This is a genomic window from Bradyrhizobium sp. S3.2.6 (assembly GCF_040546885.1).
GTDB classification, from domain to species: domain Bacteria; phylum Pseudomonadota; class Alphaproteobacteria; order Rhizobiales; family Xanthobacteraceae; genus Bradyrhizobium; species Bradyrhizobium cytisi.
Genome location: NZ_JBEPOS010000001.1, coordinates 766550 through 791266 on the forward strand (window position 1 = coordinate 766550; position 24717 = coordinate 791266).

23 protein-coding genes are annotated in these 24717 nt (G+C 65.5%); 13 read left to right on the top strand and 10 right to left on the bottom strand.

All coding sequences use genetic code 11. The annotated features are described in order from the left end of the window. Position 1 precedes the first annotated feature (1 nt). The gene (locus ABID58_RS03560; RefSeq protein WP_354031547.1) at positions 2 to 1675 is read right to left on the bottom strand and encodes an FAD-binding dehydrogenase; all 1674 of its coding nucleotides are present in this window, start codon (positions 1673 to 1675) and stop codon (positions 2 to 4) included. Between the two features lie 251 nt (positions 1676 to 1926). Between ABID58_RS03560 and ABID58_RS03565 the strand changes: the two genes are divergently transcribed. The 5 genes from ABID58_RS03565 (at position 1927) to ABID58_RS03585 (ending at position 6311) form a co-directional block, all read left to right on the top strand. After that, complete coding sequence (locus ABID58_RS03565) at positions 1927 to 2448, top strand: Clp protease/crotonase-like domain-containing protein (protein ID WP_354031548.1); 522 nt, start codon at positions 1927 to 1929, stop codon at positions 2446 to 2448. Between the two features lie 107 nt (positions 2449 to 2555). Next, on the top strand, positions 2556 to 2750 hold the full coding sequence (locus ABID58_RS03570; protein WP_354031549.1) for a hypothetical protein: 195 nt from the start codon (positions 2556 to 2558) through the stop codon (positions 2748 to 2750). A gap of 24 nt (positions 2751 to 2774) precedes the next feature. Then, positions 2775 to 3365 (top strand): SCO family protein, encoded by a 591-nt coding sequence (locus ABID58_RS03575; RefSeq protein WP_148754456.1) that lies wholly within the window; start codon positions 2775 to 2777, stop codon positions 3363 to 3365. Positions 3366 to 3570: 205 nt separating this feature from the next. Further along, a complete protein-coding gene (locus ABID58_RS03580) occupies positions 3571 to 4482 on the top strand; it encodes a transporter substrate-binding domain-containing protein (RefSeq protein WP_354031676.1) in 912 nt (303 codons plus the stop codon). Positions 4483 to 4667: 185 nt separating this feature from the next. Beyond that, complete coding sequence (locus ABID58_RS03585) at positions 4668 to 6311, top strand: lysine--tRNA ligase (protein WP_354031550.1); 1644 nt, start codon at positions 4668 to 4670, stop codon at positions 6309 to 6311. Between the two features lie 126 nt (positions 6312 to 6437). On the opposite strand, the gene ABID58_RS03590 is transcribed toward ABID58_RS03585, so the two are convergent. After that, a complete protein-coding gene (locus tag ABID58_RS03590) occupies positions 6438 to 7091 on the bottom strand; it encodes a S24 family peptidase (protein ID WP_148754453.1) in 654 nt (217 codons plus the stop codon). A gap of 282 nt (positions 7092 to 7373) precedes the next feature. Between ABID58_RS03590 and ABID58_RS03595 the strand changes: the two genes are divergently transcribed. Together ABID58_RS03595 and ABID58_RS03600 are read left to right on the top strand one after the other, a co-directional pair. Continuing rightward, on the top strand, positions 7374 to 7718 hold the full coding sequence (locus tag ABID58_RS03595) for a DUF952 domain-containing protein (protein WP_148754451.1): 345 nt from the start codon (positions 7374 to 7376) through the stop codon (positions 7716 to 7718). Continuing rightward, complete coding sequence (locus ABID58_RS03600; protein ID WP_148754449.1) at positions 7715 to 8812, top strand: quinone-dependent dihydroorotate dehydrogenase; 1098 nt, start codon at positions 7715 to 7717, stop codon at positions 8810 to 8812. The genes ABID58_RS03595 and ABID58_RS03600 overlap by 4 nt, the downstream gene beginning before the upstream one ends. Before the next feature lie 130 nt (positions 8813 to 8942). Here ABID58_RS03600 and ABID58_RS03605 read toward each other — a convergent pair whose 3' ends face one another. From ABID58_RS03605 to ABID58_RS03625, 5 genes are all read right to left on the bottom strand, one after another. Then, positions 8943 to 10268 (bottom strand): MATE family efflux transporter, encoded by a 1326-nt coding sequence (locus ABID58_RS03605; protein ID WP_354031551.1) that lies wholly within the window; start codon positions 10266 to 10268, stop codon positions 8943 to 8945. 1 nt (position 10269) lies between these two features. Continuing rightward, positions 10270 to 11004, bottom strand: a complete 735-nt coding sequence (locus tag ABID58_RS03610) for an MBL fold metallo-hydrolase (RefSeq protein ID WP_354031552.1) — start codon at positions 11002 to 11004, stop codon at positions 10270 to 10272. 78 nt (positions 11005 to 11082) lie between these two features. Further along, positions 11083 to 11385, bottom strand: a complete 303-nt coding sequence (locus tag ABID58_RS03615) for a DUF6460 domain-containing protein (protein ID WP_148754443.1) — start codon at positions 11383 to 11385, stop codon at positions 11083 to 11085. A 205-nt stretch (positions 11386 to 11590) separates the two neighbouring features. Continuing rightward, positions 11591 to 13249 (bottom strand): cisplatin damage response ATP-dependent DNA ligase, encoded by a 1659-nt coding sequence (locus tag ABID58_RS03620; RefSeq protein ID WP_354031553.1) that lies wholly within the window; start codon positions 13247 to 13249, stop codon positions 11591 to 11593. Then, on the bottom strand, positions 13246 to 14283 hold the full coding sequence (locus ABID58_RS03625; protein ID WP_148754513.1) for a ligase-associated DNA damage response exonuclease: 1038 nt from the start codon (positions 14281 to 14283) through the stop codon (positions 13246 to 13248). The genes ABID58_RS03620 and ABID58_RS03625 overlap by 4 nt, the downstream gene beginning before the upstream one ends. A gap of 64 nt (positions 14284 to 14347) precedes the next feature. Between ABID58_RS03625 and ABID58_RS03630 the strand changes: the two genes are divergently transcribed. The 4 genes from ABID58_RS03630 (at position 14348) to pdeM (ending at position 20091) form a co-directional block, all read left to right on the top strand. Next, positions 14348 to 15274 (top strand): class I SAM-dependent DNA methyltransferase, encoded by a 927-nt coding sequence (locus ABID58_RS03630; RefSeq protein ID WP_354031554.1) that lies wholly within the window; start codon positions 14348 to 14350, stop codon positions 15272 to 15274. 118 nt (positions 15275 to 15392) lie between these two features. Further along, positions 15393 to 16622: an ABC transporter substrate-binding protein gene (locus tag ABID58_RS03635; protein WP_354031555.1), complete on the top strand. Its 1230-nt coding sequence runs from the start codon at positions 15393 to 15395 to the stop codon at positions 16620 to 16622. Between the two features lie 50 nt (positions 16623 to 16672). Next, positions 16673 to 19237 carry a ligase-associated DNA damage response DEXH box helicase gene (locus ABID58_RS03640; protein WP_354031556.1) on the top strand — a complete coding sequence of 855 codons (2565 nt, stop codon included), beginning with the start codon at positions 16673 to 16675 and terminating at the stop codon, positions 19235 to 19237. Between the two features lie 155 nt (positions 19238 to 19392). Continuing rightward, a complete protein-coding gene (pdeM, locus tag ABID58_RS03645) occupies positions 19393 to 20091 on the top strand; it encodes a ligase-associated DNA damage response endonuclease PdeM (protein WP_354031557.1) in 699 nt (232 codons plus the stop codon). A gap of 114 nt (positions 20092 to 20205) precedes the next feature. Here pdeM and ABID58_RS03650 read toward each other — a convergent pair whose 3' ends face one another. Continuing rightward, positions 20206 to 21066 carry a LysR family transcriptional regulator gene (locus ABID58_RS03650; RefSeq protein ID WP_354031558.1) on the bottom strand — a complete coding sequence of 287 codons (861 nt, stop codon included), beginning with the start codon at positions 21064 to 21066 and terminating at the stop codon, positions 20206 to 20208. A 98-nt stretch (positions 21067 to 21164) separates the two neighbouring features. Between ABID58_RS03650 and ABID58_RS03655 the strand changes: the two genes are divergently transcribed. After that, a complete protein-coding gene (locus ABID58_RS03655) occupies positions 21165 to 22073 on the top strand; it encodes a DMT family transporter (protein WP_354031559.1) in 909 nt (302 codons plus the stop codon). Positions 22074 to 22086: 13 nt separating this feature from the next. Continuing rightward, positions 22087 to 22860 carry an MBL fold metallo-hydrolase gene (locus ABID58_RS03660; protein ID WP_354031560.1) on the top strand — a complete coding sequence of 258 codons (774 nt, stop codon included), beginning with the start codon at positions 22087 to 22089 and terminating at the stop codon, positions 22858 to 22860. A gap of 140 nt (positions 22861 to 23000) precedes the next feature. Here ABID58_RS03660 and ABID58_RS03665 read toward each other — a convergent pair whose 3' ends face one another. Further along, complete coding sequence (locus ABID58_RS03665; protein WP_148754427.1) at positions 23001 to 23771, bottom strand: TIGR02186 family protein; 771 nt, start codon at positions 23769 to 23771, stop codon at positions 23001 to 23003. Beyond that, complete coding sequence (locus ABID58_RS03670; protein ID WP_148754425.1) at positions 23768 to 24685, bottom strand: sulfite exporter TauE/SafE family protein; 918 nt, start codon at positions 24683 to 24685, stop codon at positions 23768 to 23770. The genes ABID58_RS03665 and ABID58_RS03670 overlap by 4 nt, the downstream gene beginning before the upstream one ends. Positions 24686 to 24717 lie beyond the last annotated feature (32 nt).

The window sequence follows — 24717 nt, forward strand, 5'->3', positions numbered from 1 at the left end:
TTCAACGGCCAACCGCTTTCGCCGCCGCACGGCCGGCATTGCGGCCCGAGAACAGGCAGCCGCCGAGGAAAGTGCCCTCCAGCGAGCGATAGCCGTGCATGCCGCCGCCGCCGAAGCCGGCGGCCTCGCCCACCGCGTAGAGGCCGGGAATGATCTGCCCTTCCTCGCCGAACACGCGTGAGTCGAGATCGGTCTCGAAGCCGCCCAGCGTCTTGCGGGTGAGGATGTTGAGCTTGACCGCGATCAGCGGCCCCTGCGCGGGATCGAGGATACGGTGGGGCGACGCGGTGCGGATCAGCTTGTCACCGATGTAACGTCGCGCATTGTGGATGTTCATCACCTGCGCGTCCTTGACGTAAGGATTGGCGATCTCGCGGTCGCGCGCCTCGATCTGAATCCTGATCTCGTCGAGCTTGAGCAAATCGTTGCCGGCGAGATTGTTCATGGCGGCGACGAGATCCTCGATCTTGTCGCGTACGATGAAGTCGACACCATGGCTTTTGAATGCCTCGACCGGCGCCGGCGCGCCCTTGTTGGTGGCGCGGCGCAAGGTCATGCGCCAGCTCTTGCCGGTGAGATCCGGATTTTGCTCCGAGCCCGACAGTGCAAACTCCTTCTTGATGATGGCCTGCGTCAGGACGAACCAGGAATAATCATAGCCGGTGGACATGATGTATTTGAGCTGGCCGAGCGTATCGGATCCCGGGAATAGCGGCGCCGGCAGCCGCGTGCCCGTGGCGTCGAACCACATCGAGGAGGGGCCTGGCAGGATGCGGATACCGTGGCGCGGCCAGATCGGTGACCAGTTCTGGATGCCCTCGACATAGTGCCACATGCGGTCGCGATTGATCAGCCGCGCCCCTGATGCCTCGGTGATGCCGATCATGCGGCCGTCGACATGCTCGGGCACGCCGGAGATCATGAATTTTGGCGGCTCGCCGAGCCGCTTGGGCCAGTTCGCGCGCACCAGATCGTGATTGCCGCCGATGCCGCCGGACGCCACGATCACGGCTTGCGCCTTCAGCGCAAACTCGCCGACGACACTGCGCGACGAGCTCTTGCCGCGCTCGACGCTGTCCGGCGCGAGAATGGCGCCGCTGACGCCGTCCACCGTACCGTTGGTGATCGAGAGCGCGTCGACGCGATGGCGGAACCGGAAGATCAGCCGACCGCTCTTGGCGGCTTCGCGCGCGCGGCGCTCGAACGGCTCGACGATGCCGGGTCCGGTGCCCCAGGTGACATGAAAGCGCGGCACCGAGTTGCCGTGGCCCATCGCGTCATAGCCGCCGCGCTCGGCCCAGCCGACCACGGGAAAGATCCGATGCCCCATCGCGCGCAGCCAGCCGCGCTTCTCGCCGGCCGCGAACGCCACATAGGCCTCCGCCCATTGGCGCGGCCAGAAGTCCTCGTCTCGGTCGAAGCCGGCGGTGCCGAGCCAGTCCTGCATCGCGAGGTCAAAAGAATCCTTGATGCCGAGCCGGCGCTGCTCCGGGGAGTTCACCAGAAACAATCCGCCAAACGACCAGAACGCCTGGCCGCCGAGCGACTGCTCGCCCTCCTGGTCGACCACGATCACGCGTTTGCCGGCGTCGGCAATCTCGGTCGCCGCCACCAGTCCCGATAGTCCTCCGCCGACGACAATGACGTCCGCCTGCTCAGTCGAATGCTCGGCCATGAGTTCCCCCCTGTAGTTGTCCGGGATTGAAGCCGGCGGTTGCAACTGAGATCAAGGGCTTGTCGCGTAGGACATCGTTAACTTGTTCCACTTTGGGATCGAGGCGGGCCTGAGTGCAGCGCGGACGCAACACTGGATTTGAATTTGTTTTGAGTAAGCCCGCCTGCCTAGACAAAACCACGAAGTCGACCGACGCTAGACGAGCATCACCACCTGACACACAGATTCGCAAACGACCGGGGCGGGGGCCAATGAAGTTTCTGACGGGGTTGCTTGCGGCGATCGTGCTGGTCGCTTGCATGGGGGCGTCTCACGCGGTGGTTCGGATCGCGGATGACCGCGGCGGCCGGATCGGAACCTATGTCGACAGATATCAGGACCTGCGGCAATCAGGCGACACCGTCATCATCGACGGCCTCTGCGCTTCCGCCTGCACCATCGTCCTCGGCGCCATCCCGCGCGACCGCATCTGCGTCACCTCGCACGCGACGCTCGGCTTCCACGCCGCCTGGGATTTCGGCTCCAATGGTCGCGCCGTGACCAACTCTGAGGCGACCCACATGCTTTATTCGATGTATCCCTCGCAGGTGAAGCGCTGGATCTCACAGCGCGGCGGCCTCACGCCGCACATGCTGTTCCTGAGGGGCAGGCAGCTCCAGGCCATGTACAAGCCCTGCTACCTCGACGCGCAGGCCTCTGCGATCAAGCCGTCGCGCCGGCCTCTGCCGCAAGCGGAACAGCTCGAGTCCGCCCGGGGTCAGCTCCTTCACTGATATCCTAAGCATGACGGGGTCCCGGCCCGCCAGCGGCGCCTTGCCCGTAGGCGGGCCAAAGCCTATCTGAAGGCCAGGGAACCGGCGCCTTCGCTCCGGTCATTGTCATGGCTCAGCCACTGCACACCGTACATCCGGTATCGGACAATTCGCCCACTGCCGGCCGACTGCCGTCCGTGCTGTTGTTGGCCGGCGCCTGTGTTGCCGGGCTCCTTGTGATCGGCGCGCTCGCGCTCTGGTTCCATTACGGCTCCCAGGTGTTCTTCGAAATGATCAGGACCGGCTTTGCCGCCTGCTTCTGATTCGCGACAGGAAGTATTCCGCCCATGAGCTCCACCGCCCGTCCGCTGGTAATCGCGACCGCCTTCGCCTCAAGCCTCGTCGTCGGTCTGCTGGTGCTGTTCTGGGCCATGGGCGGCGTCAGCAAGGTGGCGCAGCCGGCCGCGATCGGCGGCCCGTTCCAGCTCACCGACCAGAACGGCAAAGCCGTCACCGACAACAGCCTCAAGGGTAAGCCGACGCTGATCTTCTTCGGCTACACCCATTGTCCCGACGTCTGCCCGACCTCGCTGTTCGAGCTGTCGGAACTGCTGCGCGCGATGGGCAAGGATGCCGACAAGGTCAACGCCGTCTTCATCTCGGTCGATCCCGAGCGCGATACACCCGCGACCATGAAGGACTATCTCTCAAGCTTCGATCCGCATCTCGAGGGCCTTAGCGGCGATCCCGCCGAGACCGCCAAGGTGATCACCTCTTACCGGGTCTATGCCAAGAAGGTCCCGACCAAGGACGGCGACTACACCATGGACCACACCGCGCTGATCTATCTGATGGACCGCGACGGCCGTTTCGTCTCGCCGTTCAACCTGAAGCGGAGCCCCGAAGAGGCCGCGACGGAGCTGAAGCGGTATCTTTGAAGGCCTCGTCCAGGCGAAGCTGCTTCCACATCGTCATGGCCGGGCTTGACCCGGCCATCCACGATCTTTCGTGCAGCACCAAGAACGTGGATGCCCGGGACAAGCCCGGGCATGACGACCGCGTAGTCACAATCGGCGCTCGCGTTCCCGGCCGGATGGTCTATAAGGCCCTCCGATCCCAATGAAATTCGTTCATTTCCGGCCGATGGCTCCATCGCAACAGGCGAAATCGTCCAAATCTGCCCGTGGCTTGCTGACGGGGCTGGCCGTTGCCGCGTGCCTGCTCGCGGGCCTGCCGGGCGCTCGCGCCCAGGCACCGTCGAAGCAGCCTCCCGCGGCACCTCGAGCTGCCCCCCAGGCCGTGCCCGGGTTCTGGGACCCGCGGCGGCGCCCGGAGCGGCCCGACCTGTCGCGCCTGACGGTGATCCGCTTCCTGACCGAGACCGATTATCCGCCGTTCAACTACACCGGCGCCGACGGCAATCCGGCCGGCTTCAACGTCGATCTCGCCCGCTCGCTTTGTGAAGAGGTCAAGGTCACCTGCACCGTGCAGATGCGCCGCTTCGAGACGCTGGTCGATGCGCTCACCTCGAACCGGGGCGATGCGATCATTGCGTCCATGGCGGTGAGCCCGCAGCTTCGTGCACGCGTCGATTTCACCGATCCCTATTACCGCGTGCCGGCGCGTTTCGCCTCGCGCAAGGATGCGGTGATGCCGGAGATCCGGCCCGAATATCTCGAAGGCAAGAAGGTCGGCGTCATCGCGGGCTCCGCGCATGAGGCCTATCTCAAGGCGATGTTCACCGACGCCGAGTTGCACGGCTATCCCAATGACGATGCTTTGCGCGCCGGCTTGCGCAAGGGCGAGGTTGATCTCATCTTCGGCGACGCCATCTCGCTGGCGTTCTGGATCAACGGCACCGATTCCGGCGATTGCTGCGCCTTCTCCGGCGGTCCCTTCGTCGAGAGCCGCTTCTTCGGCGAAGGCATCGGCATCGCCGTGCGCAAGGGCAACGACGTGCTGCGCCAGGCCCTGAACTGGGCCCTGTTTCGCGTCTGGGAAAAAGGCCGCTACACCGATCTGTGGCTGCGGTATTTTTCGGTGAGCCCGTTCTAACCCGGTCGCTGCTTCCTCCGCCGTCATTGCGAGGAGCTCTTGCGACGAAGCAATCCAGGCTGTTTCCGCAGTGACGGTCTGGATTGCTTCGCTACGCTCGCAATGACGGTGTGAGAGGCAACACCGCCCCACAAAATTGCATTCTGCCCGGAAATCGCTATTTTCCGCGGCCCGGAGGCCCCTTGATGTCCGTTATCGATCCCAACATGAGCCCGAGCGATCTTCGTGCGCTCGCCGAACAATCCAACGCCTGGCCGTTCGAGCAGGCGAAGGCCATTGTCGCGCGGCTCAAGAAAAGCCCGAAGGACGAGGTGCTGTTCGAGACCGGCTATGGTCCGTCCGGCCTGCCGCACATCGGCACGTTCGGCGAGGTCGCGCGCACCTCGATGGTGCGCCATGCCTTTCGTGTGCTGACCGAGGACAAGATCAAGACCCGCCTGCTCGCCTTCTCCGACGACATGGACGGCCTGCGCAAGGTGCCGGACAATGTGCCCAACAAGGACATGCTGGCGCAATATCTGGGGCGGCCGCTCACCGCGGTACCTGACCCGTTCTCGAACGAGCATCCGTCGTTTGGTGACGCCAACAACGCACGCCTGCGCGCCTTCCTCGATCATTTCGGCTTCGACTACGAGTTCGCAAGCTCGACCGTCTATTACAAGTCCGGCCGCTTCGATGCGACGCTGCTCAGGATGCTCGCGGCCTACGACCAGGTGATGGCGATCATCCTGCCGACGCTCGGGCCCGATCGCCGCGCCACCTATTCGCCGTTCCTCCCCGTCAGCAAGACCACCGGAATCGTGCTGCAGGTGCCGATGATCCGCCGCGACGTCGCGGCCGGCACCGTGACCTATGTCGATCCGGACACGAACCAGGAAGTCGAGACGCCGGTGACCGGCGGAAACGTCAAATGCCAGTGGAAGGCCGACTGGGCGATGCGCTGGGTCGCGCTCGGCGTCGACTACGAGATGGCCGGCAAGGACCTGATCGACTCGGTCAAGCTCTCGGGCGCGATCGCCAAGGCGCTCGGCGGCACGCCGCCCGAAGGCTTCAATTACGAGCTCTTCCTCGACGAGAAAGGCCAGAAGATCTCGAAGTCGAAGGGCAACGGCCTCACCATCGACGAATGGCTGCGCTATGCCTCGCCGGAATCGCTGACGCTGTTCATGTATCGCGAGCCGAAGGCGGCGAAGCGGCTGTATTTCGACGTCATCCCGCGCAATGTCGACGACTACCAGCAGTTCAGCGACGGCTTTGCCAGGCAGGACGACAAGCAGCAGCTCGGCAATCCGGTCTGGCACATTCACTACGGCCATCCGCCGAAGGCCGACATGCCCGTCACGTTCCAGCTGCTCTTGACGCTGGTGTCGTCATCGAACGCGGAAAACGCCGAGACGCTATGGGGTTTTATTGGCCGCTACCGTCCCGGCGTGAGCCCGCAGACGCATCCGAAGCTCGACGCGATGGTCGGCTACGCCATCAACTATTACCGCGACTTCGTCGCGCCGACGAAGCAGTTCCGCCAACCGACCGACGTCGAGCGCGCCGCGTTGCAGGATCTGCGTGATGCGCTGTCGCAGCTTCCGCAGGAGTCCTCCGCCGAGGACATCCAGAACGTCGTCTACGAGATCGGCCGCCGCGAGCCGTTCCTCGACAAGGTCAAGAAGGGCAAGGACGGTCGTCCCGGCGTCACGCTCGACTGGTTCAACATGCTCTACCAGGTGCTGCTCGGCCAGGAGAAGGGCCCGCGCTTCGGCTCGTTCGTCGCGGTGTATGGCGTGCAGAACGCAGTCAACATGATCGACGGCGCGCTGGCGCGGAGTGCGTAGACCATCCACGGTGTCATCGTCCGCGAAGGCGGACGATCCAGTATTCCAGGGGCAGCCGTTATAGAGTCGAGAGCTCGCGGCGTACTGGATTCCCCGCTTTCGCGGGGAATGACAGCGGAGCAAGTTTCACTGGCTCGCCCACACAATCCGCGCGATCCATGCAACATCGCTCGCTGCCATCGTCCGCTCTCCCTGCGTCGCATCGAGCGGCTGCAATTCCAGCGCCTTCGCCGTGCGGCGCTTCAGCATCGCGAGCATCATTTCGCCCGCCTTCGCCTTCACCACGACGCGATCGCCCTTGCGGATCGGTGCGCCAGGCGAGACCAGGATGACGTCGCCGTCGCGATAGGCGGGCGCGAGCGCGTCGCCGGAAATCTTCAGCGCAAAGGCGTGGTTGTCCTCGGCGTTCGGCAGCGCGATCTCGCCCCAGCCCTTGCCGGACGGAAAGCCGGATTCGTCGAACGCGCCGCTTAAGCCTGCCTGCGCGAAGCCGAGCAGCGGCACGGCACGGCCGTCGCCAGCATCATCACCGATCAGCCTGGCGAAAATGTCGATCGAGGACTCCGCGGCCGCCAGTGCCTTCGCGATCGATTCGGTCGAGGGCCAGCGCGCGCGACCGTCGGAGGTGACGCGCTTGGACTTGTTGAAGGTGGTGGGATCGAGCCCGGCCCGCTTGGCAAGGCCGGACGACGACAGCCCTGCGCGCGCAGCCAGTTGGTCCAGCGCGGCCCAGATCTGGTCGTGGGTCAGCATCCTCTGCGCTTTGGCCTGCTTGACCATGGAAGGTCCAGCCCGTCGCAACTCAGGAAAACTGTCCTCAAATCAACCGGTTTTCCGTTTTTCGCGCAAGGGGCGACGAGGAAAGCGTTTTCAAGCGAAGTGGGTACCGGTTCGCGTCAAGAAAACGCGTCAAAACAAATTTAGAGCCCCGTTCCGATGAAATCGGAACGGAATAGGCTCTAACTCTTGAGTTCGAGAGGTGTGGCCTTTACGGTCGCGCCCGGGTTTTCAGACCCGGAAGAGACGAAAAACCCCAAGAGACTCAAAGGGCTCCAGTAAGCATTGGTCAAGATCTACAAAATCTGTCCGGCCTCGGCCTGGCGCGAGGCGGAACGGCAGGGCGTGTACCGGGGCAGCGCGGATGACGAGCGCGATGGATTCATCCATTTCTCGACCGCCGCCCAGGTTCCGGAGACTTTGCGCAAGCATTATTTCGGCCAGCGTGCGCTGTTCCTGGTCGAGATCGACGGCGACGCGCTCGGAGCCGAGCTCCGTTGGGAGCGCTCGCGCAATGACGAGCTGTTTCCGCATCTCTATGGCGAGCTCGATCTCGGCGCGGTGCTCTCGGTGATCAATCTCAACATGCGCTCCGATGGCAGCCACGACACCCCGGAGCTTGCCCCGTGATCCGCGCTTTCGACGCCTTCTCGCTGCCGGTGTTGCGCTGGCTCGATCCGGAGGACGCGCACCGTCTTGCGATCCAGGGACTGCGCTTCCTGCCGCCGATGAAGCCGCGGCCGGACGATCCAAAACTCGCAGTGCGCGCCTTCGGGCTGAACTTTCCCAACCCGATCGGCATGGCCGCGGGCTTCGACAAGAGTGCGGAAGTGCCGGACGGGCTGCTGCGATTAGGCTTCGGCTTCGTCGAGATCGGCTCGGTCACTCCGAAGCCGCAAGCAGGCAATCCGAGGCCGCGACTGTTTCGCCTCGAGCGTGACGAGGCCATCATCAACCGCATGGGCTTTAACAATGACGGCGCGGAAGTAGCCCTGCGCCGGCTGGCGGCCCGCGCGCAGCATGGCGGCATCGTCGGCGTCAATGTCGGCGCCAACAAGGATTCGCCCGACCGCGTCGCCGACTACGTCAAGCTGATCGAGACCTTTGCGCCGGTTGCGAGCTATTTCACCGTCAACGTGTCCTCGCCCAACACGCCGGGGCTGCGCAATCTGCAGGAAGGCGCGCTGCTCGACGATCTCCTCGGACGCGTGATCGATGCGCGCGATCGGGTGCGCGAGAGCGCCGGCGATACGCCGGTACTGCTGAAGATCGCACCCGATCTCAGCCTTGCCCAGCTCGACGATGTCGTGCAGGTCGCGCGCTCGCGCAAGGTCGACGGCATGATCGTGTCGAACACGACCATCGCGCGGCCGAGCACGCTACGCGAGGAAATGCGGTCGAAGGAGCAGGGCGGCCTGTCCGGCCGGCCGCTGTTTCGCCTGTCGACGCGCATGGTCGCCGAGACCTATGTGCGCGTCGAGGGCGCGTTCCCGCTGATCGGTGTCGGTGGCGTGGACTCCGGCGGTGCGGCGCTGACAAAAATCCGCGCCGGTGCCAGCCTGATCCAGCTCTATTCATCGCTGGTCTACAAGGGCCTCGGCCTCGTCGACGAGATCAAGCGCGATCTGACCTCGACGCTGCTGCGCACGGGGCGGGATTCGCTGTCCGAGATCGTCGGCGCCGATGCGGCGACGCTGACGGCGGAAGACTGGCCGGGGATGTAGCGCGGTCTCGTGCCCCGGACGCAGCGCAGCGCTTCTTCAGCGGTGCGCTGCAGAGCCGGGGCCCACAAGCCGCTGGGTCCCGGCCCTGCGGAGCAGCGTTTCACGCTGCAGCGCGTCCGGGACACGATCGCTACGATTTCGGGAACGTCGCCCGATACAGCGCCGGATACCGTGCGCCCTGCAAGCCGCCGCGGGCGACATAGAACGTGATCAGCGCGCACCACAGCCCGGCATTGCCCAGGGATTGCAGCGCCCACCACACGCCTGCGAATATCGCGAGCGAGGTCAGCATCAGGTTTCGCATCTCGCGCGCCCAGGTGGCGCCGACATAGATGCCGTCGAAGCCGAAGGCGAATACGCCGGGGATCGGCGCCAGCACGATGAACACCAGGAATTCGCGCGCGGCGCGGCGGACGTCTTCGCTCGCAGTCATGAAGTTGATCAGGTTCGGCCCGAACAGCGCGAACAGCACTGCGACGACGATCGCGAAGCCGAGGCCCCACAGCAGCACTAGCCGGGTCGAATCGGCAAAGCCCTTGGCGTCGCGCGCGCCAAAAGTGCGGCCGCAGAGCTGCTGGGCGGCGTTGGCGAGGCCGTCGAGGAAGAAGGCGCTGACCAGCAGGAAATTGTTGAGCACGGAGTTCGCGGCCAGCGTCACGTCGCCGGCGCGCGCGCCTTTGGCGGTGAAGAACAGGAAGACGGTGATCAGCGCCGCGGTGCGGATCATGATGTCGGAGTTGACCGCCAGCAGTCGCATCAGCTTTGCGCGATCGAGCAGCGTTGCGCGGGGAACGGCAAAGCCGCCATACGCATAGCGCCGGCAGACGATGACGCCGAGCACGAAACCGATACCCTCCGACAGCAGGGCGGCGATCGCCGCACCCGCAATGCCGGTGTCGTAGACCAGCACCAGCAGAATCGTCGCCGCCATGTTGATGAGGTTGATGACGACCTGGAGCGCGAGCGCCGGATTGGCGCGGGCCTGTCCGACCAGCCAGCCGAGAATGACGTAGTTGGCGAACGCGAACGGCGACGACCAGATCCGGATCACGAAATAGGTTTTTGCGGCGCGCGTCACGCCCGCGCTGCCGCCCATCAGGTCGAACAGCACGCCGGCCAACGGCAATTGCAGCGCAATCAGTGCGGCGCCGATCAGGCCGGCGACAATGAAGCCGCGCACCAGGATCACGGTCTGCTCGCGGGCCTCGCCCGCGCCGAGCGCCTGCGCGGTGAACGCCAGCGTGCTCATGCGCAGGAAGCCGAACAGCCAGAACAGGCAGTCGAAGATGACGGAGGCCATCGCGACGCCGCCGAGCAGCGCGGCATCGTCGAGCCGGCCGATTGCGGTGGTCGAGACCACGCCGATCAGGGGCGTGGTGAGGTTCGCGACCATCGCAGGACCTGCGATGGCGAACACCTGGCCGGAGCCGACCCTGGGATGAACGGGCGCGTGCATGTCAGAACACCAGCACCATGCCGTCTTCGGCAGCGAGATGTTCGATGTCATCGAGACGCGACAGCACGTCGTCGCTCATATGGGTGAGGACAAGACGTTTTGCGCCGATGGCTGGCAAATGCTGTTCCAGGGTTTTCAGGCTGAGATGGTTCTTGACCACCTTGTCGTACATATACGCTTCGGCAATGAAAAGGTCCGCGCCGTGCGCCAGCGGAAAGAGCGTCTCCGTCCATTCGGTGTCTGCGCTGTAGGCCAGCGTGCGGCCTTCGGCCTCGACGCGATAGGCGAGGAAGGGCCCGCCGGATTCGCCATGCACGACAGGATAGGGCGTCACATTCACCGGGCCGAAGCTTTGGCTTTGTTCGGGGGCGAGTTCGACGATGTTCAGTGCGAAGCGCTGCTTGGTCTTCGAGGAATGCTCGAACAGCGCTTCCATCACCTGCGTCAGCCGCGTCTCGATGCCTTGCGGACCCGCGATAGTGAGCGGCCGCGTCCGCCGCGAGAATTGGGCATCGAGCACAAGGAAGGGCAAGCCGGCAAAATGGTCGCCGTGGAAATGCGTGATCAGGATGAGATCGATGTCGTTGCGATCGATATCGAGCCGCTTCAGCGCCGGCAGGGCCGACGCGCCGCAATCGATCAGGAAATTCGTTTCGCGCCCTGAAACGTGGAAACAGGTGTTGAGCCTGCCGCCCGAGCCGAAGGCATCACCGCAGCCGACGAAACGCAGTTGCATCTGCTGCGCACTCCCTGGAGCATGATCCGGAAAAGTGTGAAGCGGTTTTCCGACAAGACCATGCTCAAAAATAACGACTTAGCGGCGCGGCGAGCCGAACACGCGCGACAGCAGCCAGATCGGGATCACGATGACCGCGCCGAGCAGGAAGTAGCGCCACAGCCAGCTCACGGCATCGAAGCCGAGATCCCACAGCCGCTGGAACAGCAGACGAATGCTGATGAGGATATTCCACGGATCGAAGCCGATCGCGGCCAGCACGACGCCGACCAGGATCGAGAGCAGCACCAGGCGAAACGCGACCGCCAGCGGCGAGCCGCCGAGAAAGCGGTGCAGGCCATCGCTGCGGCCGGCCGGCAAATCTCTGACGTCGTGGGCCATCTCAGAAAACTCCTCGCGGGGATTCGTCCCGATTATAGGTCACGGCGGGGGACATGGGGAACCCCGACCCCACCGTCAATCAGCTTACCGCGTTTTAATTCGGGCGGCCCGGGAAGGTAGATCGAGGGAATCGGTCGTGCCGCGGGCTCCTAACCTCTCCCGCTTGCAAAGCGGGAGAGGGGGGCACCTCCGCCTTGGCGGCAATTCACGCCTCAACCACCGCTTCCGCCTTCAACATCTTTTCAAGCGTTTCCAGCCTATCCGCCTCCCGCGGCGGCTTGTCCCAGCGCAGCCGGCTGATGCGGGGAAAGCGCATGGCGACGCCGGATCTGTGCCGTGGCGAGCGCTGCAGCCCCTCGAAGGCGACCTCCAGCACGAGCCCCTTGTCGCCCTCGTGCACGACATGGCGGACGGGGCCGAACTTTTCGGTGGTGTTGCGGCGGACGAAGCGGTCGATCTGCAGCAGCTCCTCGTCGGTGAAGCCGAAATAGGCTTTTCCGACCGGCACCAGCTCGTCGCCGTTCTCGGTCTCGGTCCAGACGCCAAAAGTATAGTCGGAATAATAGGACGAACGCTTGCCGTGGCCGCGCTGCGCATACATCAGCACGGCATCGATGATGTGCGGATCCCGCTTCCACTTCCACCACGGCCCTTTCGGCCGTCCCGGTAGATAGGGCGCGTCGCGCCGCTTCAGCATCACGCCCTCGACGGCGTCGGCATCCGCGCCCGCACCAGCGCTCGCGGGATCGGCGCGGGCGGCGGTGAGTGCGTCCCAGCTTGCGAAGTCGACGGTGGGCGACAGATCGATGCGGGGATCGCCAAGCTTTGCGACGAACGTCTCCAGCCGCTCGCGCCGTTCGGCGAACGGCAGCTCGCGCAGATCGTTCTCGTCGTCGCCGAGCAGATCGTAAGCGCGAAGGTGGATCGGGAACTCCTTGATCAGTCTTGGCGAGACGACCTTGCGGTTGAGGCGTTGTTGCAGGACGTTGAAGCTCTGGACGCGCCCTTCGCGCAGGATCAGCAGCTCGCCGTCGATCGCGCCCGGCAGGCGCAAAGACGGCACCAGGTCCGGAAAGCTCCCGGTGATGTCCTCGCCGGTGCGCGAATAAAGTCGCGCCGTGATTTGCCCGCGCTCGTCGCGGCCGGCCACCGCCTGCACGCGGATGCCGTCCCATTTCCATTCGGCGACGTAGTCGGCGGGATCGAGGCTCGCGAAATCGCCGTCCTCGATCGCATGCGCCAGCATCACGGGGCGGAACGGCGCGGGATCGCGATTGACCGGCTTTTCACCGCGGCCTTCCAGCCAGGCGAACAGGTCGAGATAGGGGGGGCTGAGGCCCGGCCAGATCAGCTCGACCTCATGCGGGTCCTTGTCGCCGAGCGCGGCGGCCGCGGTCTTCGCCAGGCGTGCGGAGATGCCGATGCGCAACGCGCCGGTGACGAGCTTGAGCAGCGCCCAGCGGCCGGTCTCGTCAAGCTCGTCGAGCCAGCGTTCGAGCTGCTTCGGCAATTCGGTCTTGCCGAGCGTGCGCAGCGTGGTGACGACCTCGGTGAGGGTCGGGGGAGGCGGGTTGTTGTGGGCGGCCAGGGCCGCCCGCGGCCACATCAGCGCCACCGTCTCCGAGAGATCGCCGACATAATCGTAACTCAGCCCGAACAGCACCTCATCCGTGCGCGACGCAATGAGATCGCGGATCAGCGCCGGCTTGGCATGCTTGAAGCTGAGCGCGCCGGTGAGCGCGGCCAGTGCGTAGCCGCGGTCGGGATCGCCAACTTCGCGAAAGTAGCCCGCGAGCAGGCGCAGCTTGTTGTTGCGGCCGGGCTCATAGGCGAGACGGTCCAAGAGCTCGGCGAAGCGGTTCATGCCTCGGCCTCGCCCTGAACCGGCGTCTCGCTCTCCTCCTCCTCGCCATAGCCGACGAGATCGAGCGGCTGCGCCCGCAAGCCACGCGACTTGCACCAATGCACCAGCGCGTCTTCCTGGCCGTGGGTGACCCAGATCTCGCCGGCGCCGGTCGCAGTGATCGTCGCGGTAAGGCCGTCCCAATCGGCGTGGTCGGAGATCACCAGCGGCAATTCGATGCCGCGCTGCCGCGCGCGGGCACGCACGCGCATCCACCCCGATGCGAACGCGGTGACGGGATCGGGGAAGCGCCGCGTCCAGATGTCGGAGGTCGCCGAGGGCGGTGCGAGCGTGATGGTGCCGGCGAGCGCCGCCTTCTTCACGCCCATCACCGGCCTGAGCTCGCCGAGGTCGATGCCGCGGCTCTGGTAGTAATGCGTGATCGACTCCATCGCGCCATGCAGATAGATCGGCGCGTCGTAGCCGGCCTGGCGCAGCAGCGCGATGACGCGCTGGGCTTTGCCGAGCGAATAGGCGCCGACGAGATGCGCGCGCTCGGGAAACAAGGCGACGGAGGCCAGCAGCTTGTTCACCTCGTCCGCGGCATCGCCATGGCGAAATACCGGCAGGCCAAAGGTGGCCTCGGTGATGAAGACGTCGCAGGGCACCAGCTCGAACGGTACGCAGGTCGGGTCGGGCGCGTCCTTGTAGTCGCCGGAGGCGACGATGCAGGTGCCGTTGCATGTGACAGCGATTTGCGCCGAGCCGAGCACATGACCGGCCGGGTGGAATTTCACGCTTGTGTCGCCGAGCCGGATTTCCTCGCCATAGCTGATGGTCTGTGTCGAGCCGGCAAAATTCTCGCCATAGCGCAGCCGCATCATGTCCAGCGTTTCTTGCGTCGCCAGCACGGCGCCATGGCCGGCGCGGGCATGGTCGGAATGGCCGTGGGTGATCACGGCCCGCTCGACCGGGCGGATGGGATCGATATGGAATTTGCCAGGCCTGCAGCACAGGCCGTCAGCAGTTGGCAACAGGATGTCTTGCGGCCGCATGCCTGATATATAGGTCGCTCCACCGCATCTTCGAGTCGCCACCCGCTTCGCTTCCTGGTTCCCAATGCCGCTCCGCCTGTTTCTGACCTCCGGCGATCTCATGGCCGACCGCCGTTTCGAGTTCGCGCGCGACCTCCAGCTCAAGGGCGATCTGCCCGCCGCCGCCGATCTCATCGAACAGGCAATCGAGCTTGCGCCTGACTTCACCTCGGCCTGGTTCACGCTCGGCGAGATCCGCCAGCAGCTCGGCGAGCGCGACAAGGCGATTGCGGCGTTCCGCGAAGCGCGCCGGTGCGATCCCGGGGACCAGCACGGCGCCCGCCTGCATCTGATACGGCTCGGCGACACCGAGATGGCGGAGATGCCAAAAGCCTATGTGCAGGCGCTGTTCGACCAATATGCGCCGCGCTTCGAGCACACGCTGGTCAACGATCTCGGCTATCGCGCCCCGTCGCTGATTTTCAAGGCGGTGCTGGCCGCCCGCGGCGCCGCGAACAAGCCGGCCCTGTTCAAGCGCGCCGTCGACCTCGGTTGCGGCACGGGACTCGCGGCAGCGGCCTTCGCCAGACAGGTCGACCATTTCATCGGCATCGACCTGTCGCCCGGCATGATCAAGGAAGCGCGTGCCACCGCGCTCTATGCCGAGCTCGAGGTCGCGGACATGATAGAGGGCCTGCGCAGCAAGGCCGATGCAAGCGCGAACCTCGTCGTCGCCGCGGACGCGTTCGTCTATCTCTCGGACCTTGCGCCGGTGCTCACCGAAGCCAGGCGCGTGCTGGTGTCAGGCGGCGTGCTCGCCTTCACGCTGGAGACGCATGACGGCAGCGGCATCGTGCTCGGCGAAGGCCTGCGCTATGCCCATGCGGCGGAATATGTCCGCGGCGCGCTTGCGAAGGCCGGGCTGAAGCTGCTGACGCTGGAGCCGGCGTCGCCGCGCATCGAGAACAACGAGCCGGTGCGCGGTATCGTCGTCGTCGCCGAGAAAACTTGAGTCTAGGCGCTAAACACCCGGCAATTTAAGCGTCATTGCGCCGCCCAGCGACGAACTTCCTACTTGCGAGCCGTGCCGCGAAGCCAGCACAATGCGCGCATTAGGGAGAGAGACAACAATGACGACAAATCCATCGCGGCGCGATGTCAGCGCCGCCGCGCTCGCCACCATTGCCGCGTCCGTCCTGCCCGCGCCCTCAGTCTGGGCTGCCGAGAAGAAATACGATGCTGGCGCCAGCGACAGCGAGATCAAGATCGGGCAGACCGTGCCGCATTCCGGTCCCGGCTCGCTCTACGGCGTGCTCGGGCGCATCGGCGAGGCCTATTTCCAGATGCTCAACGAGAAGGGCGGCATCAACGGGCGCAAGATCAAGTTTCTCACCATGGACGACGCCTACAGCGCACCGAAATGCGTCGAGGCGACGCGGCGCCTGGTCGAGCAGGAGGAGGTGCTTGCGCTCTACGGCTCGCTCGGCACCGCGCCGCAGACCGCCGTGCACAAATACCTGAACTCCAAGGGCGTGCCGCAGCTGTTGCTCAACACCGGCGCGTCGAAGTGGAATAACCCGAAAGAGTTCAAGTGGACGATGGCGGGCCTGCCGCTTTATCCGACCGAGGCGCGCATCCTGGCGCGGCATGTCGTCGCCGTGAAGCCGAATGCCAAGGTCGGCATCCTCTACCAGAACGACGATTTCGGCCGCGACTTCCTCGGTCCGTTCAAGAAGGTGCTGGCCGATGCCGGCGGCACCGCGCAGGTCATCATGGAGCAGACCTACGACCTGACCGATCCCACCGTCGATTCCCAGCTCATCAATCTCTCCAAGTCGGGCGCCGACGTGTTCTACAATATCTCCACCGGCAAGGCGTCGTCGCAGTCGATCCGCAAGGTCGCCGAGCTCGGCTGGAAGCCGCTGCAACTGTTGTCGGCCGGCTCGACCGGCCGCTCGATCCTTAATGCTGCGGGGTTGGAGAACGCCGCCGGCATCGTCGCCATCCGCTACAACAAGGAGGTCGGCCTGCCGAAATGGGAGAAGGACCCCGACGTGATGGCGTTCGAGGAGCTGCGCAAGAGGTACATCCCGACCATCGACCCCGACAATACCATCGCGTTCGCCGGCTACGGCCAGGCCGTCACCATGGGCGAGATCCTGCGCCGCTGCGGCGACGAGCTCACCCGCGCCAACGTGCTGAAGCAGGCCTCGACGCTCAAGGGCTTCCACTCGCCCTACTTCCTCGACGGCGTCACCTACGACTATACGCCCGACGACTACACGCCGATGAAGACGCTGTTCATCTCGATCTTCAGCGGCAAGGATTGGGACATCTCGGACAAGCCGATGTCGGAGTAGGGGCTTCCCACCCCTCGACGAACCCACCGGCACGGCTTACCTGTGATGCCGTGCCGCCCCGCATCCTCAAAATCCCGGCCGAGCCGGCCACGCTGCTGCCCGACCGCTTCCAAAAGTGGTTTGCGGCTCGCGGCTGGTCGCCGCGCGAGCATCAGCTCGCACTGCTGGAGAAGGCGCGCGAGGACCGCTCGGCCTTGCTGATCGCGCCGACCGGCGCCGGCAAGACGCTGGCGGGATTTCTGCCGACGCTGGTGGAGCTGAGCACCGCGCCGACCTCTCCCGCGAAATCCGTCATCTCCACCGGCCGTGCCGTGCAACGCAGCGGCGGCCTGCACACCCTCTACATCTCGCCGCTGAAGGCACTCGCCGTCGACATCGCGCGCAATCTGGAACGGCCCGTCGCCGAGATGGCGCTGCCGATCAAGGTCGAGACCCGCACCGGCGATACGCCGGTGTCGCGGCGGCAGCGGCAGCGGCGCTATCCGCCGGACATTCTGCTGACGACGCCCGAGCAGCTCGCGCTGCTGCTCTCGTCCGACGACGCGCCGTTCCTGTTCTCCTCGCTCAGGCGCATCGTGCTTGACGAGCTGCATGCGCTGGTGACGTCGAAGCGCGGCGATCTCTTGTCGCTCGGCCTTGCGCGGCTGTGGCGGCTGGCGCCGCAGATGCGCGCGATCGGATTGTCGGCGACCGTGGCCGAGCCGGAATCACTGGCCCGCTTCCTGGTGCCGCAACCGAAAGACCAAGCCGTATCCGCCGACATCGTCATCGCCGGCGGCGCGGCGCCGCCGTTGGTCGAGATGCTGGATACACGCGAGCGCCTGCCCTGGGCCGGCCACAGCGCGCGCCATGCGCTTCCCGAAATCTACCAGCTGATCAAGGCGAACAGGACCACGCTGGTCTTCGTCAACACCCGCAGCCAGGCCGAGATGCTGTTCCAGAACCTCTGGAGCATGAACGACGACAACTTGGCAATCGCGCTGCATCACGGCTCGCTCGACGTCGCGCAACGGCGCAAGGTCGAGGACGCCATGTCGGCCGGCAGATTGCGCGGCGTGGTCTGCACCTCCTCGCTCGATCTCGGGGTCGACTGGGGCGATGTCGACCTCGTCGTCAATATCGGCGCACCGAAGGGCGCGTCGCGCCTGATGCAGCGGATCGGCCGCGCCAACCATCGCCTCGACGAAGCCTCGCGCGCCGTGCTGGTGCCGGCCAATCGCTTCGAGGTGCTGGAGTGCCGCGTCGCCATCGACGCCATCGCCGAAAATGTGCAGGACACGCCGCCCCTGCGCATTGGTGCCCTCGACGTGCTGGCCCAGCACGTGCTCGGCTGCGCCTGCGGCGAGCCGTTTTTCTCCGGGGAGCTTTACGACGAAGTGCGTACCGCCGCGCCCTACGCCGATCTCACGCGGCAGGATTTCGACGACGTCGTCGACTTCGTCGCGTCCGGCGGCTACGCGCTGAAGACCTATGAACGCTTCGCCCGCATCAAGCAGGACAAGGAGGGCCGCTGGCGCGTCGCCAATCCAAAAGTGCGGCAGAGCTACCGGATGAATGTCGGCACCATCGTCGAGGACGACATGCTGAAGGTGCGGCTGGTGCGCTCGCGCGGCGGTGGTGCCGGCTCCACGGGCGTGATCGCGCGCGGTGGCCGTTTGCTCGGCGAGATCGAGGAGGCCTTCATCGAGGGCCTGAGTCCCGGCGACACCTTCGTGTTCAGCGGCGAGGTGGTCCGCTACGAAACCCTGGTCGAGGATCAGGTCTATGTCTCGCGCGCCCATGACAAGGACCCCAAGGTGCCGTCCTATATGGGCGGCAAGTTTCCGCTCTCGACCTATCTCGCCGAGCGTGTCCGCCGCCTGCTTGACGACGGGCGCGCATGGACGAGTCTGCCGGAGCAGGTCCGCGACTGGCTGTCTCAGCAGAAGGACGTCTCGCGCGTGCCAGCGGTGCGCGAGCTGCTGGTGGAAAGCTTTCCGCGCGCCAGCAAGCATTACATCGTCTGCTATCCCTTCGAAGGCCGCCTCGCGCACCAGACCCTTGGCATGCTGCTGACGCGCCGGCTGGAGCGCGTTCGCGCCCGCCCGCTCGGCTTCGTCGCCAACGAATATGCGGTGGCGATCTGGGGGCTCGGCGATATGTCGTTCATGATCCGGAATGGCAGGCTCGATCTCGACGCGCTGTTCGACCCTGATATGCTCGGCGACGACCTCGAGGCCTGGCTCGCCGAATCCGCGCTGATGAAGCGCACGTTCCGCAATTGCGCGATCATCTCCGGCCTGATCGCGCGCCGCCACACCGGCGAGGAGAAGAGCCGCCGCCAGGTGCTGTTCTCGACCGATCTCGTCTACGACGTGCTGCGCAAGCATCAGGCCGACCACGTCCTGCTGCGCGCCGCGCGCGCCGATGCCGCCACCGGGCTGCTTGATCTGCGCCGCCTCGGCGACATGCTGACCCGCATCCAGGGCCGCATCACCCACCGGGAACTCGACCACGTCTCCCCGCTCGCCGTCCCCGTGATGCTGGAAATCGGCCGCGAGTCAGTTTATGGCGAAGCTGGCGACGAGCTGTTGGCCGAGGCCGCCGACGAGCTGGTCAAAGAGGCGATGTCGTAAGCGGCAACAATGGATTTTTGGAGCGTCACACTATCCACACCGTCATGCCCGGGCTTGACCCGGGCATCCACGTATTTCTTGCAGCGCCAAGAACGTGGATGGCCGGGCATAGGCGAGCGGAAGCGACGCCGTTCTTCGAACGGCTACGCCCGGCCATGACGGAGCAAGTGGCGCTATCGATTACTTCGACGCTTGCGCTGGATATTGCTGGTGTGTCTCTCCATGCCGATCTCTCCGGCGCCCTGTTCTGGGACGAGCAGCGCCTGCTGGTCGTTTCCGATCTGCATCTCGAAAAGGGTTCCAGCTTCGCCACCCGCGGCGTGCTGCTGCCGCCCTATGACACGCTGGCGACGTTGAGCCGGCTCACTGCTGTCATCTCCCGCCATAACCCCAAAACCGTCATCGCGCTCGGCGACAGCTTTCACGATCGTTCCGCGCATGAGCGTCTGTCCGCGGATGACCGCGATGCCGTCGCAGCGCTCCAGACCGGGCGCGACTGGATCTGGATCTCCGGCAATCACGATCCCATGCTGCCGCGCGATCTCGGTGGCACCGTCGCCGATGAAGTCGCGATCGGTCCGATCACCTTCCGCCACGAGCCGACCGGCGCGCATGGCGAGATCGCCGGCCATCTCCATCCCAAGGCCCGCGTCTCCGCGCGTGGCCGCTCGATGGAGCGGCGTTGTTTCGCCAGCGACGGCATGCGCGCCGTGATGCCCGCCTTCGGCGCCTATGCGGGCGGCTTAAGCATCCGCGATGCGGCGTTTGCAAAGATCTTTCCGGAGACCGGTTTTGTCGCGCACCTGCTCGGCGACCGCCGCGTGCACGCGATAGCCGCGTCACGGTGTTACTAGGCCGCGCTCTGGTAGGGTGGGCAAAGCGGTAGCGTGCCCACCATCTGCAACACTCGCTGAACGATGGTGGGCACGGCGCTTTGCGCCTTTGCCCACCCTACCAATCCCGCAAATTCACGCCGCCTTCGCCTGCACGTCCTCGCAGAACTCCGCGAGGCGATCCGCCAGCCGCAGCGTCGCGGAGCTCGCGTTCGGCGCGGCCATCAGCGCCACCTCGGTGCGGTTGATCGGCGCAAAGCCGTCCTTCGCCGTCAGCATGCGATGGTCGGCCTGGATCGACATCTCCGACAAGATGCTCAGGCCCATGCCGGCGGCGACCGCGGCCTGGATGCCGGCGAGGCTCGATGACGAATAGGACATGTGCCAGGCCCGGCCGGCGCTTTCCAGCGCATGGATCGCGCCGGCGCGGTAGAGGCAGCCGGGCGGAAAGCCGATCAGCGGCACCGAGGACGCGTTGACATCGACCGGATGGCTCTTGCTGGTGACCCAGTGCACCCGCTCCGGCCACACCGCGATCGCGCCCTTGGCGCCGGCCTCGCGCTTGAACAGCGCAAGGTCGAGCTCGCCGCGTTCGAGGTCGCGGGCGAGATTCTTGCTCTGGTCGGCGCGCACATCGAGCCGCAGGTTCGGATGCGAGCGTGAGAAGGCGCCCAGCAGCTTTGCCAGCCGATACGCCGCAAAATCCTCGGGGATGCCGAGCCGGATCGCGCCTTCGCCTTCGTCGCGCAGCACGTCGCGCGCCTCCTCGGCGAGCGTGAGCAGACGCCGCGCATAGGACAGCAGCCGTTCGCCGGCCTCAGTGGGGCGCACATCCTTGCCGTCACGGTGCAGCAGCACCTGACCGACATCCTCTTCCAGCCGCTTGATCTGCTGGCTGACGGTCGATTGCGTGCGGTGGACGCGCTCGCCGGCGCGGGTGAAGCCACCGGCCTCGACCACCGAGACGAAGCTGCGCAGGAGCTCCAGATCGAGCATGGCTGCCTCCATTCGAAAAGCCACTGATTGCGAGTTAATCATTTAATTTCCAAATGACAAGCCCGATCCCTAGATCGAGGGCCTAGGAGAATGCCCACATGTCGCTCGCCCCCTCGGTCGCCGTCCCACGTAGCCGCTTCAACACTTTGCCGCTCGCTATCGGACTGTTTTGCCTGCTCTGGAGCTATGCCTTTGTCGCCGGCAAGATCGGCGTCACCCATTGCCCGCCGCTCATCCTGCTCGCCGCGCGTTTCTCGCTCGCGGGCGTCTTGATCCTCGGTGCCACGGCTATCCGCGGCGACTGGTCATTGTCGTGGCGCGATGCCGTGATCTTTGCCGTGCTCGGCATCGCCAACAACGCGCTCTATCTCGGGCTCGGCTACACCGGCCTGCAATCGGTCTCCGCCGGCCTCGGCGGCCTGATCGTCTCGGCCAACCCGGTGTTCACGGCCGCGCTCGCGGCGCTTTTGCTCGGCGAGGGCATGACCTGGCGCAAGGCGAGCGGCCTCCTGCTCGGCATCATCGGCGTCACCCTTATTGTCTGGCATCGCCTGTCGGTCGGCACCGACAGCCTGCACGGCATCCTCTTCACCCTGGCCTCGCTCGCGTCGATCGTCGCCGGCACCATCCTGTTCAAGCTGCTCGCGCCCAAGGGGTCGCTGTGGATCGGCAACGGCGTGCAGAATCTCGCCGCCGGCATCGTGCTGACGCCGGTCGCGCTCACCTTCGCCGATGTTCACGCGATCGATTTCACGCCGAGCCTGATCGGCGCCTTCGCCTTTCTCGTGCTTGGCGGCTCGATCCTGGCCTACTGGCTCTGGTTTCATCTCCTGAAAGTGTGTGGCGCGACCGCGGCCAGTGCCTATCATTTCCTGATGCCGCCGCTCGGCATGCTGTTCGCGTATCTCGTGCTGGGCGAGCACGTCGAAGCGCGTGACTTGCTGGGGATCATTCCGGTGGCGCTCGGCATTTACCTGGTGACGCGCCCCGCAAAGCCCGTCGTGTAAGAGGAGGTCCCTCATGCCTGTTTCCATCACCCTGATCGGCGGCCCCACCGCGCTGATCGAGATCGACGGCTTTCGCCTGCTCACCGATCCCACTTTCGACGCCCCCGGCGCCTATCAGCTGCCGCATGTGAAGCTGGAGAAGACCATCGGTCCGGCGATGAAGGCCGATGCGATCGGCCCGATCGATGCCGTGCTGCTCAGCCACGACCAGCATGCGGACAATCTCGACAATTCCGGCCGGGAATATCTGCTCAAAGCACCGCGCGCGCTGACGACTGAGGCCGGCGCCAGGCGTCTCGGCGGTCATGTCGAGGGCCTTGCGCCCTGGGCGACCGCGCATCTGAAAGACGACGACGGCAACACGCTGACCATCACCGCGACGCCGGCGCGCCACGGCCCGGCCGGCATCGAGCCGCTGTCGGGCGACGTCATCGGCTTCGTGGTGCAGTCGAGCCGCAAGGATACGCGCCCGGTCTATATCAGCGGCGACACCACCTGGTTCGACGGCGTCGCCGAGGTCGCGCGCCGCTTCAAATGCGGCGTGGTGCTGCCGTTCGCGGGCGCGGCGCAAACGCGCGGGCCGTTTCATCTCACCATGGACTCCAACGACACCATTGAGACCGCGCGCGCCTTCCCCGACGCGATGATCGTGCCCGTGCATACCGAAGGCTGGGCGCATTTCCGCCAGAACGGCGAGGACCTGCGCAAGACCTTTGACGTGCTCGGCTTCGGGACGCGGCTGCGGCTGCTCGAGCCGGGCGTGCCGACGGTGGTGGAGGCGCCGTGATGTGAGGTGCGGCGAACGCTCTCCTCGTCGTCATGGCCGGGCTTGACCCGGCCATCCACGTCTTTATTGCCGAGTGTAAGAACGTGGATGCCCGGGACGAGCCCGGGCATGACGGCGTGGTGGCAGTTTGCGCGCCTAACTCAATCCTTCCGAAATACGATCGACGCCATCCATCCCGTCATCAGCGCCATCGCCGCCGTGACCAGGCCGTAGACCAGCCCGTTCTGCCGTGCGGTATTGGCCACGAACTGTTCAAACCCGACCTTGACGATCTCGAACGCAGTCTCGGTCTTGCCGACGAAGGCGCCATTCGCGAACAGCTTGATCTCGACCTCATAGGTGCCGATCGGGACTTCCGCCGGCAGCGGGATGCCGGTGCGGAACAGCGTCGGCGTCAGGAACGTCACCGCGCTCGCATCCTCGCGATAGAGCCCGCGCTGGGTGCGCAGGCGGATGAAGGCGGAGCGGAACGCATCGTTCGGCACCACGTCGGCGTAGTCGCCGCTGACGCGCTGGGTCAGCAGCACGTTGTTGAGCCCGATCTGCTGCCGCCGCGCGATCTCGGGCGAGGTGATGCTGTCGAACGGGCGATTGGCGAACAGCGCCAGATAGCTCGGCACCTGCAAAAACTGCCGGTAGTCGGTGTTGATCCAGATGCCGAAGGTGCGCTCCTTGCGCCGCGTCACCATGTCGGCGCGCGGGCCCATCACGGTGACCACGAGATCGTAAGCCGTGCGGTCGGCGGGCGTGGCGGCATCCTTCTCCACCGAGCCGAACAGCACCAGCTCTTCGCCGGAATAGTTCGGCGTCACCGTGACGCGATGGTTGGAGACCGACACGATCAGCCGCTCGGCCCGCGCGGACGTGCCGAGCAGCAGGACGAGGAGAGCCGCAGCGAGCGCACGCATCATCCGCCCACTCCCAGCTCACGTATGGTGAAGAGGTCTTCGGGGCGGATCACCAGCGCGACCGCGAAGCGGACGCCGACCGATAGGATCAACAGGCCGAGCAGCAGCCGCAACTGCTCGCCGCGGATCTTCTGGCCGGCGCGGGCGCCGAATTGCGCGCCGGTGACGCCGCCGACCATCAGGATCAGCGCCAGCACGGCGTCGACGAGGTGATTGGTCGCCGCATGCAGCATGGTTGCGAACAGCATGGTGACGAGCGTCAGGACCATCGAGGTCCCGATCACCGTCGAGGTCGGCACCCGCAGGATATAGATCATGATCGGCACCAGGATGAAGCCGCCGCCGATGCCCATGATCGCGCCGACGAAGCCGATCACGATGCCGATGACGACCACTGGGATCACCGACAGATAGATCTTCGAGCGCTTGAACCGCATTTTCAGCGGCAGGCCGTGAATCCAGTTGTGGGTTCGCCGTGGCGGCACGGCGCCGCGCCGGGTCCGCATCAGCGCGCGCAAGCCCTCGGAGAACATCAGGCTGCCGACCGTGCCGAGCAGCACCACGTAAGAGAGCGCGATCATCAGGTCGAGCTGGCCGAGCGCGCGGAGCTGCGTGAAGGTCCACACGCCCAATGCCGTTCCGGTCACGCCGCCGCACAGCAATACGCTCGCCAGCGCCGGATCGATCGCGCGCCGCCGCCAATAGGTGAGGGCGCCGGAAAACGACGAGGCCGCGATATGGCTCGCGACGGAGGCGACCGCGACCGCCGGCGTGATGCCGATGAAGATCAACAGCGGCGTCATCAGGAAGCCGCCGCCGATCCCGAACATGCCGGAGACGAAGCCGACGGCCGCGCCCATCGCCAGCACCAGGAACACGTTGACCGGAAGATCGGCGATCGGAAGGTAGAGCTGCATCGGACCCACGCACCGGCGAGACGGATCGATTT

Excerpts from the sequence above, each read along its gene's own strand:
- ABID58_RS03560 (WP_354031547.1), bottom strand. The coding sequence starts at position 1,675 with ATGGCCGAGCATTCGACTGAGCAGGCGGACGTCATTGTCGTCGGCGGA.
- ABID58_RS03565 (WP_354031548.1), top strand. The coding sequence starts at position 1,927 with ATGAAGTTTCTGACGGGGTTGCTTGCGGCGATCGTGCTGGTCGCTTGC.
- ABID58_RS03570 (WP_354031549.1), top strand. The coding sequence starts at position 2,556 with ATGGCTCAGCCACTGCACACCGTACATCCGGTATCGGACAATTCGCCC.
- ABID58_RS03575 (WP_148754456.1), top strand. The coding sequence starts at position 2,775 with ATGAGCTCCACCGCCCGTCCGCTGGTAATCGCGACCGCCTTCGCCTCA.
- ABID58_RS03580 (WP_354031676.1), top strand. The coding sequence starts at position 3,571 with ATGGCTCCATCGCAACAGGCGAAATCGTCCAAATCTGCCCGTGGCTTG.
- ABID58_RS03585 (WP_354031550.1), top strand. The coding sequence starts at position 4,668 with ATGTCCGTTATCGATCCCAACATGAGCCCGAGCGATCTTCGTGCGCTC.
- ABID58_RS03590 (WP_148754453.1), bottom strand. The coding sequence starts at position 7,091 with ATGGTCAAGCAGGCCAAAGCGCAGAGGATGCTGACCCACGACCAGATC.
- ABID58_RS03605 (WP_354031551.1), bottom strand. The coding sequence starts at position 10,268 with ATGCACGCGCCCGTTCATCCCAGGGTCGGCTCCGGCCAGGTGTTCGCC.
- ABID58_RS03610 (WP_354031552.1), bottom strand. The coding sequence starts at position 11,004 with ATGCAACTGCGTTTCGTCGGCTGCGGTGATGCCTTCGGCTCGGGCGGC.
- ABID58_RS03615 (WP_148754443.1), bottom strand. The coding sequence starts at position 11,385 with ATGGCCCACGACGTCAGAGATTTGCCGGCCGGCCGCAGCGATGGCCTG.
- ABID58_RS03620 (WP_354031553.1), bottom strand. The coding sequence starts at position 13,249 with ATGAACCGCTTCGCCGAGCTCTTGGACCGTCTCGCCTATGAGCCCGGC.
- ABID58_RS03625 (WP_148754513.1), bottom strand. The coding sequence starts at position 14,283 with ATGCGGCCGCAAGACATCCTGTTGCCAACTGCTGACGGCCTGTGCTGC.
- ABID58_RS03630 (WP_354031554.1), top strand. The coding sequence starts at position 14,348 with ATGCCGCTCCGCCTGTTTCTGACCTCCGGCGATCTCATGGCCGACCGC.
- ABID58_RS03635 (WP_354031555.1), top strand. The coding sequence starts at position 15,393 with ATGACGACAAATCCATCGCGGCGCGATGTCAGCGCCGCCGCGCTCGCC.
- pdeM (WP_354031557.1), top strand. The coding sequence starts at position 19,393 with ATGACGGAGCAAGTGGCGCTATCGATTACTTCGACGCTTGCGCTGGAT.
- ABID58_RS03650 (WP_354031558.1), bottom strand. The coding sequence starts at position 21,066 with ATGCTCGATCTGGAGCTCCTGCGCAGCTTCGTCTCGGTGGTCGAGGCC.
- ABID58_RS03655 (WP_354031559.1), top strand. The coding sequence starts at position 21,165 with ATGTCGCTCGCCCCCTCGGTCGCCGTCCCACGTAGCCGCTTCAACACT.
- ABID58_RS03660 (WP_354031560.1), top strand. The coding sequence starts at position 22,087 with ATGCCTGTTTCCATCACCCTGATCGGCGGCCCCACCGCGCTGATCGAG.
- ABID58_RS03665 (WP_148754427.1), bottom strand. The coding sequence starts at position 23,771 with ATGATGCGTGCGCTCGCTGCGGCTCTCCTCGTCCTGCTGCTCGGCACG.
- ABID58_RS03670 (WP_148754425.1), bottom strand. The coding sequence starts at position 24,685 with ATGCAGCTCTACCTTCCGATCGCCGATCTTCCGGTCAACGTGTTCCTG.